General features: G+C 67.4%; 3 protein-coding genes. All 3 read right to left on the reverse strand.

The features are described 5' to 3' along the window. The coding region (locus Q0R27_RS11695) for a 2Fe-2S iron-sulfur cluster-binding protein (protein ID WP_293944969.1) at positions 1–1,521 on the reverse strand (1,521 nt) is incomplete at its 3' end. Beyond that, positions 1,518–1,790, reverse strand: a complete 273-nt coding sequence (locus Q0R27_RS11700; RefSeq protein ID WP_293944971.1) for a sarcosine oxidase subunit delta — start codon at positions 1,788–1,790, stop codon at positions 1,518–1,520. The genes Q0R27_RS11700 and Q0R27_RS11695, both read right to left, overlap by 4 nt. Before the next feature lies 1 nt (position 1,791). After that, on the reverse strand, positions 1,792–2,700 hold a 909-nt coding region (locus Q0R27_RS11705; RefSeq protein ID WP_293944973.1), incomplete at its 5' end, for an FAD-dependent oxidoreductase.

The following is a 2,700-nucleotide window of genomic DNA, read 5'->3' on the forward strand; positions in this document are numbered from 1 at the left end:
GTAGCGCTTGACGTGCTCGATCGAGCGGAACCCCTCGCGCACCGCCAGCCGGATGTCGCGCGCGCACACGTCGTTCTGGTAATCGACGAATGCCTTGATCCGCGCCGGGTCCTTGCGCGTCGGCAGCGCGGCCACGCTGACACCGCTGCCCAGCGTCATGTCACCCGCGCAGGCGCCGACGCTGATGCACTTCTCATTGGCGACGTCGGGCACATAGGCGCCAAGCTCGCCATGCCACTTGATCGTGCCCTTGCTGTGCGACCACAGGTGGATGCTCGGGGTCCAGCCGCCCGCCATCAGCACCGCGTCGCACGCCACGGTCCGGCTCGCGCCCGCCGATCCCGCCGCATCGAACACGGTGACTTCCGCCGCGCTGACCGCCTTGCCCCCGGCGACGTCGGTCACCGCCGACGACAGCATCACGGGGATGCCGAGCGCTTGCGCCGTGGCCTCCAACCCGTCCCCGACACTCGCCCGGAACTCGACGATCGCCGCGACCTTCACCCCGGCTTCGGCATGATCGAACGCGACCTGCCAGCCGCTGTCGTGACTGGCCATGACGAGCACGTTCCTGCCGACCGCGACGCCGTAGCGATGGAGCCAGGTCCGCGCCGCGCTCGCCAGCATAACGCCGGGCGTGTCATTGCCGGCGAACACCAACGGCCGCTCGATCGCTCCTTGCGCCAGGACCACCTCGGCGGCGCGGATGCGCCACAACTTCTCGCGCGGCCCATCGCCATTGTGCGGCCGATGATCGGCCAGCCGCTCGACCGCGCCGATGAAATTGTCATGATAATATCCGAACGCGGTCGTCCTGCTGAGAATTTGCACGTTCGGCGCCTCCTCGAGCGTCCTCATGCTGCGCTCGAGCCACTCCCACAGCGCCGGGTCGGACAAGGCCCCGCCGCCGATTTCCGCCTGCTCGTCGATCAGGATCACGCGCTTGTCGCCGTTCACCGCGCCGAGCGCCGCTTCAATCCCCGCCGGCCCGGCGCCGACGACCAGCAGCTCGCAGTGCGCAAACACCGCCGCATAGTGATCGGGATCAATCTCGCGCGGCGGCTCGCCGAGCCCAGCCATCTGGCGGATCGCCGGCTCGTAGAGCGTCTCCCAGAAGCTGCGCGGCCACATGAAGGTCTTGTTGTAGAATCCTGCCGGGAACATGAAACTCAGCCGGTTGGTGATCGACCCGACATCGAACTGCAGGCTCGGCCAGCGGTTCTGGCTGGTCGCCTTCAGCCCATCATAGATTTCAACCTGCGTCGCCAGCAGGTTCGGCGTGTGCCGCCCCGGACCGCGATTGACCGACACCAGCGCGTTGGGCTCCTCCGACCCTGCCCCGACCAGCCCGCGAGGGCGGTGGTATTTGAACGACCGCCCGAACAGCGTGACCCCGCTTGCCAGCAACGCCGACGCCAGCGTATCGCCCGCGACCCCGCCATACTCCCTGCCGTCGAAGCTGAACCGCACCGCCTCGCCGCGATCCGCGCGGCCCCTGCCCGCAATCCGGTAGCCACTCACCGCCGAGGCTCCCCGGCCTTGTAGGTCGTCTCGAACTTGTCGGTCACCGTGTCGCGGATCGCGTTGAAGAAGCGTCCGCAACCATGAATGTGCCGCCACCGCTCATGATGCCGCCCGCGCGGATTGGACCGGATGAACAGGAAACCCTCCCACTGGGAGTCATCGAACGTCGACGGATCCTCGGGCCGGGCAACATGCGCCTCGCCCGCGTTGGCGAATTCAATCTCGGGCCGCGTTTCGTCGCAGTAAGGGCAATGGATCAGGATCATCTCAATGCGCCACCGCTGCCGCCGCCGCTTCGTCGATCAACCGCCCGTTGCGGAACCGATCGAGGTTGTAAGCGGCATTGATCCTGTGTGGCTCGTCCCTGGCCATTGTATGCGCCAGCAGGTCGCCCGCCCCCGGCGTCGCCTTGAACCCGCCCGTTCCCCAACCGCAATTGACGTACAGCCCCGGCACCGGGGTCTTGCCGATGATCGGCGAGCGGTCGGGCGTCACGTCGACGATCCCGCCCCACGTCCGCAGCATCCGCATCCTGCTGAAGATCGGGAAGATCTCGTTGATCGCGGCCAGCGTATGCTCGATGATGTGGAGTGCGCCGCGCTGCGAATAGCTCACATATTGGTCGGTCCCCGCGCCGATCACCAGCTCGCCCTTGTCCGACTGGCTCATATAGGCGTGGACCGTGTTCGACATGACGACGCACGGGAAGATCGGCTTGACCGGCTCGGACACCAGCGCCTGCAGCGGATAGCTTTCGAGCGGGAAGCTCAGCCCCGCCATCTGCATCAGCACCGACGAATTGCCCGCCGCCGACACGCCGATCCGCTTCGATTTGATCGGTCCGCGCGTCGTCTCGACCCCGGTTACCGCGCCGTCGGCGCCGCGGTTGATCGCGGTCACCGCGCAATTCTGGATGATGTCGACGCCCAGCGCCGCCGCCGCCCGGGCATAGCCCCACGCCACGCTGTCGTGTCGCGCGGTCCCGCCGCGCCGTTGCAGTGCCGCGCCGAGCACCGGATGGCGCGCGCCGGGATCGATGCTCAGCGGCGGGCAATAGGCCTTGGCTTCCTGCGGGCTCAGCCACTCGTTATCGACCCCGTTGAGCCGGTTGGCGTGGATGTGCCGCTTGATGCTCTGCACGTCATGGACATTGTGCGCGAGCATCATCACCCCGCG

The organism is Sphingomonas sp. (assembly GCF_025362505.1).
Classification (GTDB): Bacteria; Pseudomonadota; Alphaproteobacteria; order Sphingomonadales; family Sphingomonadaceae; genus Sphingomicrobium.